The organism is Pectobacterium sp. 1950-15 (genome assembly GCF_037136835.1).
Taxonomy (GTDB): domain Bacteria; phylum Pseudomonadota; class Gammaproteobacteria; order Enterobacterales; family Enterobacteriaceae; genus Pectobacterium.
The window spans coordinates 236,840-252,986 of record NZ_JBBBQR010000003.1; the positions used below are offsets into that span (position 1 = coordinate 236,840).

A 16,147-nucleotide genomic window follows, 5' to 3' on the forward strand; every position below is an offset into this window, starting at 1 on the left:
CATTCTGCTTACAATAGTGACTTTTCATTGACATTTAAGATGTAAAGCCAATTGCATGCCATTTGATTTGCATTGTTTTTTATACATTTTGTGCCACCGCACTGTTTATACTGCGTGGCGTATTTGAAATGTTAAGAATGTGATCGACATACACCATCAGGTTGACGATATATTGTTATGATCGGGAATGCGCTTTATTCCTTCTCGGCATATTTTAAAATACATATTCATATAAATCAGTGTTCATTATTTTTTGAAACCAACGTAGTATCACCTGCAAGCAACTTTTTATGTAAGTGTTACTCCCTTTTTTGGAGAATTATTCTTTGATTAGCGTTTTTCTTGTTGATGACCATGAACTGGTGCGGGCAGGGATACGACGCATTCTTGACGATATCAAAGGTCTGAAAGTGGTTGGTGAGGCATGTTGTGGTGAAGATGCCGTGAAATGGTGCCGAAGCAATGATGTGGATGTTGTCCTGATGGACATGAGCATGCCGGGCATCGGTGGGCTTGAAGCAACGCGTAAGATCCTGCGTTTTACTCCAGATATAAAAGTCATCATGCTCACTATTTATACGGAGAATCCGCTACCCGCAAAAGTCATGCAGGCTGGTGCCGCGGGATATGTGAGTAAAGCTGCAGCCCCTCAGGAAGTGATCTCCGCCATTCGAGCAGTACACGCAGGTAAACGGTATATTGCTTCTGATATTGCCCAACAGATGGCATTAAGCCAACTGGAGCCGCAAACGGACGCACCGCTGGAGTGTTTGTCTGAACGCGAATTACAGATTATGCTAATGATAACTAAGGGGCAGAAAGTGACTGAAATCTCAGATCAGCTTAATCTTAGCCCTAAAACCGTGAACAGCTATCGTTACCGTATGTTTAGCAAACTGAATATCAACGGCGACGTAGAGTTGACTCATCTGGCTATCAAGCATGGGCTTTTTACCGCGGAGACATTGTTAAGTAGTGAGTGAGAGTTTCGATGCTTCGGCATTTTTAAAAACGGTAACGAGCCAGCCTGGTGTCTACCGTATGTATGATGCGGGCGATACGGTCATCTATGTCGGTAAGGCAAAAGACTTAAAAAAACGGCTTGCCAGCTATTTCCGCAGCCATGTCGCCAGCCGTAAAACCGAGGCATTGGTCAAAAGCATCAAGCATATTGATGTCACGATCACGCACACAGAAACTGAAGCCTTACTGCTGGAACACAACTACATTAAGCTTTATCAGCCGCGCTATAACGTCTTGCTGCGTGACGATAAATCCTACCCCATGATTTTCCTGAGCGGTGATGCTCATCCACGTCTGGCTGTTCACCGTGGTGCCAAACATGCGAAGGGCGAATACTTCGGCCCGTTTCCCAACGGCAATGCCGTGCGTGAAACGCTGATATTGCTGCAAAAACTGTTCCCAGTGCGCCAGTGTGAAAATAGCGTCTATCGCAACCGCTCTCGCCCTTGCCTGCAATATCAAATTGGTCGCTGCCTTGGGCCTTGCGTTAGCGGTTTGGTTAGCGAAGAGGATTATCAACAGCAGGTTGACTATGTTCGCCTGTTTTTGTCTGGCAAAGATCAGCAGGTACTGAATCAACTTATCTCCCGGATGGAAGCGGCCAGTCGCGACCTGAATTTTGAAGAAGCAGCCCGGATACGCGATCAGATCCAGGCCGTTCGGCGCGTGACGGAGAAACAATTTGTTTCCGGTGACGGCGAAGATCTGGATGTGATCAGCGTGGCTTTTGATGCGGGTATGGCTTGCGTCTATGTCCTGTTTATCCGGCAGGGAAAAGTCCTTGGCAGCCGGAGCTATTTCCCCAAAGTGCCTGGTGGTACGGAATTAGGTGAAGTGGTGCAAACGTTTGTCGGGCAGTTCTATTTACAAGGAAGCTTAGGCCGAACGCTTCCTGCAGAAATTCTGCTTGATTTCACTTTGCCCGATAAAGACGTATTAACGGAGTCCCTGACGGCGGTTGCGGGGAGAAAAGTACAGATTCAGACGAAGCCCCGTGGCGACCGTGCTCGTTATTTAAAACTGGCGCGGACGAATGCTGCCACTGCGTTGGTCACAAAGCTGTCTCAACAATCCACAATTCATCAGCGTCTGGCCGCACTAGCAAGCGTCTTGCAACTGCCTGAAATCCATCGCATGGAGTGTTTTGACATCAGTCATACGATGGGTGAACAGACGGTGGCATCCTGCGTGGTATTTGATGCCAATGGTCCATTACGTTCGGAATATCGCCGCTATAATATCAGTGGCATTACGCCCGGTGATGATTATGCTGCCATGGCGCAAGTTCTCCGACGCCGGTACGGTAAAGCGTTGGATGAGAGTAAAATACCTGATGTCATTGTGATTGATGGCGGGAAAGGGCAACTTGGTCAGGCTCAGGCCGTGTTTGACTCGTTACAAGTATCATGGGATAAAAATAAGCCGTTGCTGCTTGGGGTTGCGAAAGGCAGCGATCGTAAAGCTGGATTAGAAACCCTGTTTTTTGAAGCGACAGGCGAGGGCGTAGCACTGCCACCTGATTCTCCCGCGTTGCACGTTATCCAGCATATTCGCGATGATTCGCATGACCATGCGATTGGTGGACATCGTAAAAAGAGAGCAAAAGTAAAGAATACCAGTACGCTGGAGCTTATCGAAGGTGTCGGCCCTAAACGTCGTCAAACCCTGCTGAAATACATGGGAGGGCTACAGCCGTTGATGAATGCCAGTATTGAGGAGATTGCAAATGTTCCAGGAATTTCGCATGCATTGGCAGAAAAGATCTTCCATGCATTGAAACACTAGGGACAATGTAGCAACATACTCTTAGTATCCACTCCAGCCAGATAGTTACCTAAGCGCTATGCAATTTAATATACCGACGTTGCTTACCCTGTTTCGTGTTGCTCTTATTCCGTTTTTTGTGCTGGCGTTTTATCTTCCGTTCGTCTGGGCACCGCTGCTTTGTGCGCTGATTTTCGTGTTTGCTGCCGTGACGGATTGGTTTGATGGTTTCCTTGCCCGCCGCTGGAAACAGACCACGCGTTTTGGTGCCTTCCTCGATCCCGTTGCGGATAAAGTGATGGTGGCTGTCGCGTTGGTGCTGGTTGCGGAATACTATCATTCCTGGTGGATTACGTTGCCGGCAGCTACGATGATCGCGCGAGAAATCATTATTTCAGCCTTGCGCGAGTGGATGGCTGAAATTGGCAAAAGAAGCAGTGTTGCCGTGTCGTGGATAGGAAAGGTGAAGACTACGGCTCAGATGATGGCGCTTTTTGCTTTGCTATGGCGCCCAGAGCGCATTGTTGAAGGTGTTGGTGTGGTGGCGTTGTATATCGCAGCTGTGCTGACTTTTTGGTCCATGTTCCAATATTTGAATGCCGCGCGTCACGATTTGCTTGAACCTTGATCGAAGCGCCGTAAAAACCAGCAAACGAACGTGGTTGCTTGATAATTCTGTTGACTCATCGTGTCAGGTCAGTAGAATGCACCGCATCAACAGCAACGCTGGTTTGTAAGAAGTTAAGAGAATCAGTGAGTTCTGTGTTGCGGGAATAGCTCAGTTGGTAGAGCACGACCTTGCCAAGGTCGGGGTCGCGAGTTCGAGTCTCGTTTCCCGCTCCAATTTAAAGCATCGGCGATAGCGGATGTTGGTCATTAAGACCTAAATATTCTGGCGCGTTAACAAAGCGGTTATGTAGCGGATTGCAAATCCGTCTAGTCCGGTTCGACTCCGGAACGCGCCTCCAATATTTAAGCCCGGGTGGTGAAATCGGTAGACACAAGGGATTTAAAATCCCTCGGCGTTCGCGCTGTGCGGGTTCAAGTCCCGCCCCGGGCACCATTGATTTAAGCTAATAAAAACAATTAGTTATAAACTATAATTAAACCACCTTGCGGTGGTTTTTTTGTGCCTGAAAAGTGGCGAGTGGCAGCAAAATGGCAGCAGAGTGGCAGCGCCGATTTTAGGCATGAAAAAAGCGGCCACGAATTCAGCCGCTTTTGTTAAGTCGGATTGAACAATCTACAGCGCTAAATCCAACTGATTTTCCCCTTTGTGACTGCGGGGAAAGATATTGGTGGGGACACATGCGCCAGGCGCGGGTTTTGTTTCGTTCAGCGCTTCATCAATATGCGTCATGCTGGTAAAGCAGTAACCGCACATCATGTTTTGGCACTGGTGATAGCTACGTCGAACCAATGGACTGAGTTCTACGCTGGTACGTGTTTTTGCAGTTGCGCGGCACTTTGGACATTTGATCGCCATGACAACCCCTCAAACGGTTGGTGTTACTGGTATTATACACAGCAGTTGTATTAATCATCATTATCGTCTGCTGCCCAGTCTGTTATTTTCACTTCAAATTCCAGCGATGTAGTAAATCCCGATTGGCTTATTTCATGGACGCAACGCGTAATTATCCAATCGGCATTGTCGATAACCGTTTTAAAGCCAGACATGCGGGCGTGTAATTCGGGATATAAATCAGCACGGCCCCGCGCTAATGTCATACTAAATTCTGCCGCCCCACGTTGCAGTTTTGACCATTTTGCCGCCGCGGCGCGTTTTGCAGCTCGCTCGGTTTTAAACGTCGAACGCATGACATAAACATTACCTTCCGTTCCCTCCAGATAATTCCCCTCTTTACTGCTGGATGCAGGCGCTTTCTTTTTATCGGGCGTGTTGGTTTTACGTTTATTTTTTACCTTTGTCGTCTTAGTTTGGCCAAAATTCAGATCCAGCCAGTACGCCGTAACACCGGTATAGGCGTCACGATCAGCAACACGAAAGCTGTGATTGTCGCCGCTGCTGCGGGTAATGGTGATGGCCGGTAACGGTTTGCCACTTTGTGATACCGCTTGCCCTGGAACAATGAACAGCAACATGCCGTTTTTGATGGTGGCGATTGCCCCAACCATTTCCGCCATGCGTGTAAGGAAGCTGATATCGGATTCATTCGTCTGATCAGCGTGGTCAAGTTCCAGCTTTGCCAGCCGTTCCGTCACACCAGCTTTCAACCCGTAGCGGCTAGCAATGGCAGATACCACAAATCCCACGGTCACATTGTGCCAACTGTATTCGCGTTTGACGTTGAATGACTCTCTGAAGTCGGCACTGCGGGCGCTAATTGTTAGCTGATCTGGCGGGCCACGGTGCGCAATTTCATCAACCGTAAATGTCCCTTTGCTGATTAGCGGTTCATTCGCCCAACCCAGCGCCACGGTAATTTTCGCACCACGCTCCGGCAGGGCTAATTTTCCGTCTGCATCGTCCAGCACCAGTTCCAGCGAATCCGCCTCAAACCCGCGATTATCCGTCAGCGATAACGACATCAGCCGATCATTCAGCTCCGTAACCTGCTTATCACCAACCCTCACCATAAACGCCGGACGGGGTGAATACTCGTCCAGCCGCCCAGAAATAGCCCCTACCGTATCCATGATTGACATTGTTACCCCCTGATCTCTGCCTGAATACTCGCGTTACGCGCGCGTAGGAACAATCAGCGGTGGTTGTCGCGACTCTAAGACACAGCAAACGCCGTGCGCCTGCAACGAAATCCCGCAATCATGAAGCCGGACATTTGACGCATTGAGGCAACAAGCATGGCGACTAATTATCATCACGGTGTGACCGTCCGGGAAACCACGGATCTCAGCACCATCATTAACGATATCGACTCGGCAGTGATCGGCGTGGTGTGTACCGCCGATGATGCCGATGCCGAGACGTTCCCGTTAAACGAACCGGTATTACTCACCCGCGTTGCCAGCGTGTTGGGCAAGGCAGGAAAAACAGGCACGTTACACACGACGCTGAAATGCATTTCCGATCAAGCCAGCCCTCAAACGGTGGTGATCCGCGTGGCTGATGCGGCGAATGCGCAGGCGGAAGGCAATGAACCTAAACCGACACAGGATCAGTTAGTGATCGGTGGTTCCGATGCCAGCGGACGCTATACGGGGCTGTATGCGCTGCTGTCGGCAGAGGCGCGGATTGGTGTTCGACCGCGTGTACTGGCTGTGCCGGAACTTGATACGCAAGCCGTTGCCGCGCAACTGGCCGTCATGGCCGAAAAACTGAATGCGTTTGCTTATGTCAGTGCACATGACTGCGCAACCATCGCGGCGGCGAAAACGTACCGTGAGAACTTCTCCCAGCGCGAATTGATGGTGATCTGGCCTGATTTTATCGCCTATGACACGGCCAAAGGGGAAAATGTGACCGTACCCGCGCCAGCGTTCGCGGTTGGCCTGCGTGCCAAAATTGATGCGGAAACCGGCTGGCACAAGGTGTTATCCAACGTTGCGGTAAACGGCGTGCTAGGTCTGAGCAAGGATGTGTATTTCACGCTACAGGGAACCGATACCGACGCCGACGAGCTGAACAGCAACGGCATCACCACGTTGATTAAGCAAAACGGTTTTCGCTTTTGGGGATCACGTACCTGTGACCGTGAAACCTATCTGTTTGAAAGCTACACCCGTACAGCGCAAATCCTCGCGGATACCATTGCAGAAGCGCATTTCTTCTACATCGATAAGCCACTTACGCCCTCACTGGCAAAAGATATTGTGGACGGCATCAACCGCAAGTTAACGGCGTTGGTCACCGCTGGCCGTTTGCTGGGTGCGAACTGTTGGTATGACAAAGAAACCAACACCGGCGAAACGCTGCGCACTGGAAAATTAACCATCAAGTACAACTACACACCCGTTCCGCCATTGGAGCATCTGGATCTGGTGCAGGAGTTTACTGACGAATACTTCGCGACGTTCGCTAATACGTTCAGCGGGTAAGGGGTAAATCATGTCTCTGCCAAAGAAACTTAAATACTTCAATCTGTTTATCGACGGTGACAACTATTTCGGCCAGGTGCCGGAAGTGACACCGCCTAAGCTCACGCGTAAGACAGAAGACTATCAGGCGGGCGGCATGCCTGGCTTTGTCGCGATTGACTTCGGTTTTGATGCGGGCGCGCTGGATATGGAAATCACGCTTGGCGGGCTGGATGCCAACTTGCTGAAAAAATGGGGCGTCTCCACGGCTGACGGTATGCAAACACGCTTTGCGGGTTCGTACCAGGATGAAGCTACAGGCGAAGCGGTGCCGTGTGAAATCCAGACGCGTGGCCGGTTTACCGAGCTTGATCCAGGCTCTGCCAAAGTGGGTGAAGATACGGCACATAAATACACGCTGAAGAATACCTACTTCAAGCTGACGATCAGCGGTGAAGAGGTCATGGAAGTGGATGTGCTGAACATGATTTATAAAGTGGCCGGTGTCGATATGCTGGAAAAACACCGCGCTAACGTTGGGCTATAACAGGAAATTTCTACCATGACTGAGAAACAAAATAACGTCGTCATTCTGCAAAACCCGATCATGCGTAAAGGCGGCGATGTGAAAGAAGTCACGATCACCGGCGCACTGAAGCAAGCCGGATCGCTGCGTGGGCTGAAGGTCTACGATGTGATGACGTCCGATGTTGATAGCCTACTGACGTTGCTTCCGCGTGTCACCAGTCCAGCGCTGACGAAAGAAGAACTAACCACGATGGATACCTGGGACTTTTGCCAGCTATCCAATGCGGTGGCCACTTTTTTGCAACCCTCTTTCCCAGCGAACGAGACGGGCGCGGTAACGGCGTAATTCAGTGCCCGTTTAACTGTGTTGAAGAGGTGATGGCCGACATCGCAGCAATTTTTCATTGGTTGCCGTCGGCGATGGATGCCATGCCAGTAGATGAGCTGCTGGCATGGCACAGCCGAGCGGCCGTTAGAAGCGGAAACTCGGAATGACAGATCGCAATCTCAATATTCGCGTGGCGTTCAGCGCGATCAATAATATGGCTCGGCCCGTCAGTGCAGCACGCAGCGGCACGGCGGCGCTGGCCGATCAAATCAGAGCAACACAAAACACTCTCAACGGACTAGGACGGCAGGCCAGCAGCTTTGACCGACTGAGCGCCGCATCGGCTAAAACAACCCGCGAACTGGAACAAGCGAAAGCCAAAGCGGCGGCGATGCGTGCTGAATTTGGCGCAGCCAGTACGCGAACGGACGAACAAAACGCGGCGCTGAAACGGCAGCGGGAGCTTATCCGGCAATTATCCACCGCTCAGACAAACGAAACCGAACAGTTAACGCAACTGCGGGCAGAGCTGGCACGGCATGGCGTGATACTGGATCGCAGCCGCAGAGCGACAGACCAGATTAGCGATCAGACTGCACGCTACAACCGCCAGTTAGCGGAACAGCAACGGCGACTGGCCGCAGTGACACAGGCGCGTGCACGCTACGATCGGATGCAGCAGACGGCGAGTAATCTGCGTAGCACGGGGGCAATGGCAATCGGTGCCAGCGCAGCCGGTGCGTATGTCGGCGCAAGAATAATGACCCCCAATCTGCAATCAGATAAAAGCGGGGCAGTGATTGCCGCACAAAATGCGGAAGCCTCCGCAATGGGCTCTCAGTACTCGCGCATAATCAAAAGCATTAACAGTGATGGCGTGAGCGATGACCTCAGCCATATTGCCAGCACAGTATCGGCAGTGCGTAGCTCACTAGGGGCATTAGGGGAAGTCGGTGAAGCTGAATTAGACAGGATCTCGCGCAAAGCATTGGATATGCAATCCGTGCTTGGCGGCGATACGGCGGAACACATCCAGATTGCCGCCATTATGATGAAAAATGGCCTGGCTCGCAGCAGCGATGAAGCATTCGATTTGATGACGGCAGGAATGCAACGCGTGTCTACCCAGATGCGCGGCGAGTTACCTGAGATATTGCATGAGTATTCAACGCATTTCAGGAACATGGGTTACAGCGGTTCTGAAGCCATGACACTGCTGGTCAAGATGGCGCAACAGGGGAAATTTGCGCTGGATAAGACCGGTGATGCCGTCAAAGAATTTTCTATCCGTGGCTCTGACCTGTCCAAAGCCAGCGTAGCGGCGTATGACACTATCGGCTTGAATGCGAAACGTGTCGCGTCGGCCATCGCCAGCGGTGGCGCGCAAGCACGTAACGCGATGCAGCAAACTGCGCAGGGGCTATTGAAGATTAAAGACCCTGCCGAACGGGCAAATGCGGCCATTGCATTATTTGGCACACCAATAGAAGACCTGTCTGTCGATCAGATCCCTAATTTCCTGTCAGCGCTAGCCAATACCAAAGACCAATTTAGCGATGTCAGCGGAACGGCTGAACGTATGGGCAGCACGTTACGCGATAACCTGTCGGGGGATATCGACAAGCTCGGCGGCGCACTGAGCGGGCTACGTTTTGCCATCTTTGAAAATGACTCAGGCGTTTTGCGCAAACTGGCTCAAGGCGCGACGGCGTTAGTGAATAGCGTTCGTGAGTGGGTAACGGCCAACCCTGAGCTAGCTCAAACGCTGCTTGTGGTTGTTGGCGGTGCACTGGCTCTCACCGCAGCCATCGGCACCGTCTCTCTTGCGACAGGCATATTGATGGGGCCATTTTCCAAACTGCAACTTGGCCTATCCCTGTTAAGCGGTGGTAAGGGTATTGGCACCGTTACAAGTATGTTCAGCAGGCTTAGCGGCGTTATGACTGGTAGCCTGTCCAGCACTCGCGCGTGGGGTGGCATCCTTACCAGTATACGCAGTGGCATCGGTGGGATCGGCGGTATTGCTCAGGGCGTTGGCCGTTCCTTGTTGATGGTATTCACTCAGCCAGGCGCGGCGCTATCGGCGCTGGGTAATGGCGTGCGGATGCTGGCGACATCTGGATTTTCTGCACTGAGCGGGTCAGGGATGGCGGTATTTAACATCTTGCGTACTGGCTTCATGTTGTTGCTCAGCCCAATCGGCATTATCGGCGCGGCAATCGTTGCGGCCGGTGTATTGATTTACAAATACTGGGAACCGATTCAAGCGTTTTTCAGCGGTTTTTTCAGTGGCCTGAGTGCGGGCCTTGAACCGATTAAACAATCTTTCTCCGCGCTCTCACCTATTTTTGACGGGATCGGACAGGCCATTAGTGGTGTATGGGAGTGGTTCACCAAACTGTTTGAACCGGTCAGCGCTTCATCGGAATCATTAAAACAATGCACAGAAGCGGGGAAAGTGTTTGGTGAAGTGGTTGGAATGGCGATTGGTGGCGTAGTGACAGTGATTTTGAAAGTGGCCGAAGGAATTGGTTGGATACTTGAAAAGCTGGGCGTTATCCCTGAAGCCGCAAACGCCGCCATTTCGGCATCAAATTCCATGAACGGCGCAATGCCGGAAAAAGGCTATGAACCTAAAAAGCCGGTTATGTACGTATGGGATGAAAAACAAAAGAAAATGGTGGCGCAGGAGTGGAAGCCACAGCCCCCCAAAGAAGCCGATGCGGTGATTAAAACCGGTGAAGCAGCCAAACATCCGACAGGCGAAAACAATTCCCCTAAACCCAAAGGTGTATTGCAGGATTTGACTGGCAGCAACCCAACGACAGCAAAGACTGGCAGCAAGACAACCACAGAAGAGAAAAAAGATCCCAACAAACTGGGTGATATCGTTTTTAAAAATGTGCCACCTGCCGTCATGCTGGCGAACGGCTACCGTGAATCACATGTTATGCCCGCACAACCTAAAATCCCGTTACTGGAGCGTGTGAAGCAAACTGCCGGCGCGCTTGCCGCTTCCGTCCTTCCGTTTACTGTGCAACCTGCTGGGGCAGACGTTCCGGCCATCCATTCACCTGCAGCACAGATGAAAACGGCGATGTCTGCCGGTATGGCCAACACAGACAAATATGAAATCAATATCACGATTCAGGATGCTCGCAGCCTTGATGAAGACAAACTGGTCGCCAGATTGCGACGAGAAATTGATGACATTGAACGCCGCAAGCAGAGTCGCCAGCGCTCACAACTGACCGATCACGTATAGGGCTTTTATCATGATGATGATTCTGGGTATGTTCGTTTTCATGCGGCAGACTACGCCGTACCAATCCCTGAGCCATGACAGCACTTGGCGACACGTTAAGAATGACCGTGTAGGTAAATCTCCGCATTATCAGTACATCGGGGCGGGCGAAGATAAGATCACACTGTCCGGCGAGCTGTATCCAGAAATAACCGGCGGTGATGTGTCATTAAACGTTCTGGAAACGATGGCCTACACAGGAAAAGCCTGGCCGCTGATCGAAGGGACGGGCAACATCTACGGTATGTACGTGATTACCAACATTAACAAAACCCGCTCCGAGTTTTTTAATGACGGTAAAGCACGGCATATTTCATTTACGCTGAATCTGGAGCGGGTTAGCGAGGATTTGCGGGAAATGCTGGGCGATATGGATATCTGGTTATCCTGACAACACAGTCACTTTTAACTGTACTCGATGAAAAAAGCCCACCGTTGGCGGACAGTGGGCTTCGCTTTCCCTGATGGATCATTATTATTTTAAAACCATAGACATAATGGCATCGTCGCTGATTATTTTATAAACGTTTATACAGATCGATTATGCGTTATTGATCGGCTACGTCGATCAATGTGCCTCTTCAGACCCCGCCAAAAACCACAACAGAATTGACTGGGAAATCCAATAGCCGAAAATCGCCCCCTTTGCCGATCCCTGTTGCTGAAACACTGATAACCCGCAATGCATCAACCGTTGGCAGTTGGGATGCGCCGGAACACATGTTCATGGAGTCGCCCCGCCCGCCCACGGTGTAGGTGAAGGCATAATTTTCATTTTTCATCGGGGTTTTAAACCGGATCGTAAAATCACCGGTGCTGTTTTTTATCACTGACTGCACATTGTATGCGTCATTGATTTCACCGTTTTCATTAAAGCGCACCCACGCCCGGCACATCTGCTTATCGTCACGAAGCGGCACACCCAGCGCCGCGATATCATCCGCGCGCAGGGTCTTCGAATTATATTCACGACGCCAGCCGGGCGCGGAATCTGCACCGTTATCGATATAAACAAACGTTCCCGGTATCGCCTCCGCGTCGCTTGATGTTGTCGGGGTCGTGATGCGGATCGTTCTGCAATGAAAGCGGTCACTAAATACCTCCACGACTGCGCCCGCCAACTCAATATGCCCGCAGCCTGTATCGGTAATTTTCCGGTTTACCGCGTAGCTCCATGACCCCGCACACACAAAATACAGATGCTGAAATGCCCCCATACCATCTAAAAAGTCAATGAATTGCGCTGTTGTCCATGTACCGCCGTTGCCGCCGAAATTAACCCACCCGCTCCCCAAATGGGGCAGGCTGGCATTTCTGGCGAACAGTTTTTTATTCACTATATCTGCGCCGTTCTGGCCTTTTTCCAACTTCCCGGCCAGCGCGTTTACTATCGTCGTTGAAAAATCGGGGTCATTACCCAGCGCCGCCGCCAGCTCTTGCAGCGTATCCAGTGCGCCCGGCGACCCGTTCACCAATGCCGAAATAGCCGATTTCACAAAGGCCGTGGTCGCCAGCTGCGTGTCATTCGATGCCTGCGTTGCTGTGGGGGCGGTGGGTTTGCCTGTCAGTGTCGGGCTGGCCTTTGGCGCATACTGCGTGTGCGGATCGGTGGCGGATGCGTGCGTATTCTGCTTATTGGTGATATCAGCAATGGCATTGAGTAGCGTTGTTGAGAAGTTCGGATCGTTACCCAGCGCCGCTGCCAACTCTTGCAGCGTATCCAGTGCACCGGGGGCACCGTTAATCAATGCACCGATGGCTGCTTTCACAAAGGCCGTGTTCGCCAGTTGCGTGTCATTCGATGCCTGCGCTGCCGTGGGTGCAGTGGGTTTGCCTGTCAGTGCTGGACTGGCTTTTGGTGCGTATTGCGGGTGCGGATCGGCGGCTGTTGCGTGCGCATTCTGCTTGTTGGTGACATCAGCAATGGCATTGAGTACCGTTGTTGAGAAGCTCGGATCGTTACCCATCGCCGCCGCCAGCTCTTGCAGCGTATCCAGTGCGCCCGGCGACCCGTTCACCAATGCCGAAATAGCCGACTTCACAAAGGCCGTGGTCGCCAGTTGCGTGTCATTCGATGCCTGTGCTGCCGTGGGGGCGGTAGGTTTACCCGTCAGTGTCGGGCTGGCCTTTGGCGCATACTGCGGGTGCGGATCAGCCGCTGCGAGGTGTAGCCGCATCAGATTATCCGCATAGGTTTTTACCTCGATCACCGCGTTATCCACATAGCTCCGGGTTGCCAGCACGACAGCAGGGTCGATTTTCAGCGTCACGGTGTCGGTACTGCTGACAATCAGGATCATGCGCACGGTCTGAATGCGGCCGCTGCCTTCCTGTAATTGGGGCTTGTAGGTTTCCGGGCAGTTGGCGATAGCAATCAGATTGCCGTCGTCGTCAAACAGGCCGATCTCCCGAATCCACCATCCACCGTCGTTTTCGGGAATGACCTGCTCGGCGATAATCTGGCTGGGGTTTTTCGGGTCAATGCTCAGGGTATTGAGCGCTGCCCGGCGCGTCTCGTTAATCAGCGTGGTTTGTGCCGGGTTAGGTGTCGGCAAGACGCCGCCGCCGTCACCGACGGCCATCTGGCTGATGTTCAGTCGGTTACCCAGCGCGGTCGCGTTAGCCAGTTTGGCCGCGCCGATGTTGGTTAACAGGGCAAAATATTTTGCGCTCATGCGGTTACGCTCACGTTGTCGATTAAATGAAGTGCTGCCCCGGTCACATCCAGACCGGACACAGTGATAGTTTCAGGAAAATAGGGGTAAACGGTCAGCTCAGAGGCGTCATAAGACAGCGCAGCCACGTAGGCCGCGCCCTGTGTGTCGAGGTTGATATTCAGCCCCAGCAGGTGCCGCGAGGCGGGTTTAGCGTCTGCAATCAGTCGCTCCATTTCGAAAAATGTTTCTTCGGTAATACCGCTATCTTGTACGCCGATATCCAGACGAAACGTGCCTGGCTCTCCGCCGTTCTGCCACCATTCGGTAATTCGAATCAGGTACCCAAGTGGTTCAACAACGCGACGCAATGCGCCGACGGTGCCTTTGTGGCGATGAATGAACCAGGCATCTTTTATCGCCTGCCTCTTGATGATTTCAGGCCATTTTTCATCCCAACGATCAACAGAGAATGCCCATGCGAGATAAGGCAGCAGGCGTGGCGGGCAACTGTCTGGGTCACATAACTGGCGTAACGGGATCGGCGTGCGTGATAATTCTGCGCAGGCTTTTGCGGCGGCAATTTCCAGATCAGACGAACCGACGGGTAACAGGCTGTTATTCATCTGATCCCCCGACACTCAGCACCCAGCTATCGCAGTAAGACGCCTGGCTTTTATCCAGCACGATATCTTCTACAGGGCTTTCCAAATCAACGCGTTGCACGCCCTCAACATGGAGTGCGGCAAAGATGGCAGAGCGGCGAATATCACGGCCTAACCGATGCTGCGCAGTGATATACGCCTGCAATCGGGTTTCTGCTGCAATTCGGATAGGCTCAGCTTCAGGCCCTGGATAGACGTACAACGTTGCGGCAATTTCATAAGCAATGATGGCGACGGATTGAACGGTTACACGGTCTGCAACCGGCCGCACATTCTCGGCGTTCAGTGCAGCATTAACGGCTTGCAATAATTCATCACTGGCACTGCCATTTCCTTCACGCGACAGCACGGTTACTGTGACGGCGGCAGGGCTGGGGCTAACTGCGCTGGCGTCAGCGACTCGCCCATCGGCACTACGCGCGTGAAATTCATACGCCGCGGTTGGCCCCGCAACACTCAGCCCCTCAAATGCCTGTTGCGCGCGCGTGCGCAGATCGGCATCAGACTCCATGACCGCTTCAACGGGGGGAATCGCTTCTGCATCTTCTGCGGTAATAACCAGGCGCTGCACGTTAACGTTGGCAGCGAGCTGATCAAGGTCACTTCCGGCGGCGTAGGCCAGCATGTTAGCGCTGGCCGCTTCGTTAACCCGCTGACGCAATAACAGCTCATGATAGACAGACAGTTGCAGCAACTTGGTTAACGGCTCGGATTCCAGCGCCAGCGTGCGCGTGATGGCATCCCGTTTTTCTACCGGAAACAAAGCGATAAACATCGCACGGCGCTCCGCATACAACGTTTCATAGTCCAGTGTTTCAACGACATCAGGTGCAGGCAGCAGAGATAAATCAATCAATCCGCTCATCGTGCCCCCTGTAGTGAAATCGTAGAGCTAAACACCGCAAGATTATCCGTGCGCTGCGCCTGAAGCGTAACGGCAGCGAGTCCGGCACCACGGGTTTCCAGCGTAATTTTTGTTGGGGTAATACGCGGCTCCCAACGCATTAATGCGCTGTAGATGGCTGACATTATCTTTAGCTTTATTGCGGGCTCGTAAGGCTCGTCAATCAGAGAAAAAAGCTGTGATCCGTAGCTGCGGCGCATCACCCGACTGCCGACAGGGGTGATTAAAATATCGCGTACTGACTGGCTGATATGCTCATCATCAGTAATCGCGCGACCAGTACTGGCATTCATGCCGATATATTTTTCATTGCTCATTGCGGGCCGTCCGTTCTGCTACCGCCGCGCTGTACGCCGCCATGGTCGTGATCGTCTACGACTACGCCGTTTGATGACATTTGGCCGCCGGTGTGGGTGATATCGCCCTGCATCGTGCCGCCTTTTTCTACGCTGAATGTTTGCGTGCTGAGATGCTGGGTACAAATCACTTTTGGGGTGTCCAGTGTGATTGATTCAGCCGCTTCAACGATCACATTTTTGACGCCTTTAACGGTCATCGTTGAGGTGTTGGCATCATACGTTTCACTGGCTCCATCGGGATAAATAGTGGTGTGTACCTTTGGAGTGTTGCTGGGCGCACTGTGCTGATTGGAGTACAGGCTTAATACGATCACCGCCGTTTCCAGATCGCCGCCTGGCGCGACCATAACAACCTGCTCACCAATCGACAGCGGCCACCACGTTTGCGCATCACCGGCGCGTGCCACGCCCCAGCGTATCCAGTCCGTCTTATTCCCGCCGGTTTCCACGCGGGCCAGATGACGCACGTGATCGACATCGATAACCGTACCGATACGGATCAAGTTATGCAGCAGGCGGTCAAACTCATTGGCGGTCATGGCTGGCGCTCGGTCATTAATTCATAGCGCCAGTTTCAGGTGTCGCGCGCGAGCGCACAACGAAAGGGGATTGTAAGGGG

General features: G+C 52.2%; 16 protein-coding genes and 3 tRNA genes. 12 read left to right on the top strand and 7 right to left on the bottom strand.

The genetic code is table 11. The annotated features are described in order from the left end of the window. Positions 1–326 precede the first annotated feature (326 nt). The 6 genes from uvrY (at position 327) to WCT94_RS05145 (ending at position 3,850) form a co-directional block, all read left to right on the top strand. Positions 327–983: a UvrY/SirA/GacA family response regulator transcription factor gene (gene uvrY, locus WCT94_RS05120; RefSeq protein WP_010279369.1), complete on the top strand. Its 657-nt coding sequence runs from the start codon at positions 327–329 to the stop codon at positions 981–983. Continuing rightward, positions 976–2,808: an excinuclease ABC subunit UvrC gene (uvrC, locus tag WCT94_RS05125; protein ID WP_336868323.1), complete on the top strand. Its 1,833-nt coding sequence runs from the start codon at positions 976–978 to the stop codon at positions 2,806–2,808. The genes uvrY and uvrC overlap by 8 nt, the downstream gene beginning before the upstream one ends. A 58-nt stretch (positions 2,809–2,866) precedes the next feature. Beyond that, entirely contained in the window at positions 2,867–3,415 is a 549-nt protein-coding gene (gene pgsA / locus WCT94_RS05130; protein ID WP_010279374.1) for a CDP-diacylglycerol--glycerol-3-phosphate 3-phosphatidyltransferase, read from the top strand. A gap of 139 nt (positions 3,416–3,554) precedes the next feature. Beyond that, positions 3,555–3,630, top strand: a tRNA-Gly gene (locus WCT94_RS05135). Between the two features lie 51 nt (positions 3,631–3,681). After that, a tRNA-Cys gene (locus WCT94_RS05140) sits at positions 3,682–3,755 on the top strand. Positions 3,756–3,763: 8 nt separating this feature from the next. Continuing rightward, positions 3,764–3,850, top strand: a tRNA-Leu gene (locus WCT94_RS05145). A 180-nt stretch (positions 3,851–4,030) separates the two neighbouring features. Here the strand turns inward: WCT94_RS05145 and WCT94_RS05150 are convergent. Next, the gene (locus WCT94_RS05150; RefSeq protein WP_015840867.1) at positions 4,031–4,273 is read right to left on the bottom strand and encodes an ogr/Delta-like zinc finger family protein; all 243 of its coding nucleotides are present in this window, start codon (positions 4,271–4,273) and stop codon (positions 4,031–4,033) included. Between the two features lie 50 nt (positions 4,274–4,323). Further along, the gene (locus tag WCT94_RS05155) at positions 4,324–5,457 is read right to left on the bottom strand and encodes a phage late control D family protein (protein ID WP_336868325.1); all 1,134 of its coding nucleotides are present in this window, start codon (positions 5,455–5,457) and stop codon (positions 4,324–4,326) included. 156 nt (positions 5,458–5,613) lie between these two features. Between WCT94_RS05155 and WCT94_RS05160 the strand changes: the two genes are divergently transcribed. From WCT94_RS05160 to WCT94_RS05185, 6 genes are all read left to right on the top strand, one after another. Further along, positions 5,614–6,807 (top strand): phage tail sheath protein, encoded by a 1,194-nt coding sequence (locus WCT94_RS05160; RefSeq protein WP_336868326.1) that lies wholly within the window; start codon positions 5,614–5,616, stop codon positions 6,805–6,807. Positions 6,808–6,817: 10 nt separating this feature from the next. Continuing rightward, complete coding sequence (locus WCT94_RS05165; protein WP_161545801.1) at positions 6,818–7,333, top strand: phage major tail tube protein; 516 nt, start codon at positions 6,818–6,820, stop codon at positions 7,331–7,333. 15 nt (positions 7,334–7,348) lie between these two features. After that, positions 7,349–7,660 (top strand): phage tail assembly protein, encoded by a 312-nt coding sequence (locus WCT94_RS05170; protein ID WP_336868327.1) that lies wholly within the window; start codon positions 7,349–7,351, stop codon positions 7,658–7,660. Positions 7,661–7,743: 83 nt separating this feature from the next. Continuing rightward, entirely contained in the window at positions 7,744–7,809 is a 66-nt protein-coding gene (locus tag WCT94_RS20805) for a GpE family phage tail protein (protein WP_317178529.1), read from the top strand. After that, positions 7,806–10,907 carry a phage tail tape measure protein gene (locus WCT94_RS05180; protein ID WP_336868329.1) on the top strand — a complete coding sequence of 1,034 codons (3,102 nt, stop codon included), beginning with the start codon at positions 7,806–7,808 and terminating at the stop codon, positions 10,905–10,907. The genes WCT94_RS20805 and WCT94_RS05180 overlap by 4 nt, the downstream gene beginning before the upstream one ends. A gap of 10 nt (positions 10,908–10,917) precedes the next feature. Next, positions 10,918–11,337: a phage tail protein gene (locus tag WCT94_RS05185; protein WP_336868330.1), complete on the top strand. Its 420-nt coding sequence runs from the start codon at positions 10,918–10,920 to the stop codon at positions 11,335–11,337. A 190-nt stretch (positions 11,338–11,527) separates the two neighbouring features. Here the strand turns inward: WCT94_RS05185 and WCT94_RS05190 are convergent, their stop codons facing one another. From WCT94_RS05190 to WCT94_RS05210, 5 genes are read right to left on the bottom strand one after another with little or no spacing between them, the layout of a single operon-like run. Further along, positions 11,528–13,621, bottom strand: coding sequence for a phage tail-collar fiber domain-containing protein (locus WCT94_RS05190; RefSeq protein ID WP_336868332.1), 2,094 nt, complete (start codon positions 13,619–13,621; stop codon positions 11,528–11,530). Continuing rightward, positions 13,618–14,226 (bottom strand): phage tail protein I, encoded by a 609-nt coding sequence (locus WCT94_RS05195; protein ID WP_336868334.1) that lies wholly within the window; start codon positions 14,224–14,226, stop codon positions 13,618–13,620. The genes WCT94_RS05190 and WCT94_RS05195 overlap by 4 nt, the downstream gene beginning before the upstream one ends. After that, complete coding sequence (locus WCT94_RS05200) at positions 14,219–15,130, bottom strand: baseplate assembly protein (RefSeq protein ID WP_336868335.1); 912 nt, start codon at positions 15,128–15,130, stop codon at positions 14,219–14,221. Before WCT94_RS05200 ends, WCT94_RS05195 begins: the two co-directional genes overlap by 8 nt. Further along, a complete protein-coding gene (locus WCT94_RS05205; protein WP_121268465.1) occupies positions 15,127–15,486 on the bottom strand; it encodes a GPW/gp25 family protein in 360 nt (119 codons plus the stop codon). Before WCT94_RS05205 ends, WCT94_RS05200 begins: the two co-directional genes overlap by 4 nt. Next, positions 15,483–16,067, bottom strand: coding sequence for a phage baseplate assembly protein V (locus tag WCT94_RS05210; protein ID WP_336868337.1), 585 nt, complete (start codon positions 16,065–16,067; stop codon positions 15,483–15,485). Before WCT94_RS05210 ends, WCT94_RS05205 begins: the two co-directional genes overlap by 4 nt. Positions 16,068–16,147 lie beyond the last annotated feature (80 nt).